Annotated in this window: 1 protein-coding gene; it reads right to left on the bottom strand. The window is 43.6% G+C overall.

Annotated features, from left to right (window positions below):
* On the bottom strand, nucleotides 1-1,112 hold a 1,112-nt coding region (locus tag ACFPXP_RS08095; protein WP_379893729.1), incomplete at its 3' end, for an IS110 family transposase.
* Nucleotides 1,113-1,232: the final 120 nt, after the last annotated feature.

Raw genomic sequence — 1,232 nt, 5'->3', positions numbered from 1 at the left:
TGTAAGGCTTTAAACGTAGGATTATGAGCGACGAGTGGTCGAATGGCTAGATACAAGGCTCTACGTAATCGACTTCGTCCGCGTTTTGAAATCCTTGTTTGCCCTTTGAACTTACCTGAGCTATGCTCTCGTAAGGAGAGCCCTGCTAGGTTAACCAGTTGTTGAGGATGACTATAGTTCCTGAGGTCACCCACTTCAGCAAAGAATAGCGCTACTGTGGTTGACCCTAGACCAGGAATCGCTATCATTTCCTTGGCACCTGGTATCGTTTCTACAAGGGCTTCTAGCTCTTCATCCAATTGCTCTACTTGCTCCTTGTACAGCTCGTATTGATCGAGTAAGCATTCTAATTCTCGTTTGGCAAACTGTAATCCAACCTGGATTCCAATACTCTTTTTCGCTGTTTCCACCAGCTTTGTAGCACGCTTGATACCTACACCACGTTGGACAAAAGGTTTCCACTTCGCTAGAACACCTTCCGGTGTCATCTGCTTAATCTGTGAAGGGAATGGGAACATGCGCAATGTGCACAGGGCTGCTTTTCCCTCCCAGTCTCCAAACACATCGAAGAACTCTGGAAAGTAACGTTGAATGCAATTTTGGATGCGTCCCTCAATGATCATGAGCTGTTTAGTGAGCTGGTCTCTTAATTTAGCGCCTTCTCTTAGGTCAGCATAGATGCCTTCCAAGAGATTTGGTACGGAGTACCGCCCATCCTTGATCAGCTGTGCAATCACTTTAGCATCCTTGGTATCGTTCTTTGTTGGAGAGTTATCATCAAGCTCTTTGCTCTTCTTGACATGCATAGGATTCACCAATACAAAGTCATATCCTTTTGCAGTGAGATAATAAGCGAGATTCAACCAGTAATGCCCTGTTGGCTCAACTCCGAAGATGATGTGATTTTTTCCATTTGCTTTTGCGTGATGTCGTATCCATTCCAATAACTTTTCAAATCCATGTATTCGATTTTCAAAGACCAGACGTTTGCCAAACTCAATGCCGCGATCATCCTGGGCACGTGCCACATGTTTGTCTTTAGCAACGTCAATTCCCACAACTAAAGTTGATGGTGTGATTTGCGAGATTTTGTTATTTTGAGTATAATTCATTTTGAGTCCTCCTTGGGTATTAATTAAGGGTCCTTTTTGCTTCGAAGCTTTGGACACCTCGTATCATACCAAGGGGGCTTTTTTTGTTCAAACCTCAAATTTCTTCATTACAGGAATGCT

Origin of the sequence: Marinicrinis lubricantis (assembly GCF_042658665.1) — a bacterium.
GTDB classification, from domain to species: domain Bacteria; phylum Bacillota; class Bacilli; order Paenibacillales; family KCTC-33676; genus Marinicrinis; species Marinicrinis lubricantis.
Note: the sequence above shows the minus strand (reverse complement) of the source record. Positions and strands in the feature narration are given on the sequence as shown.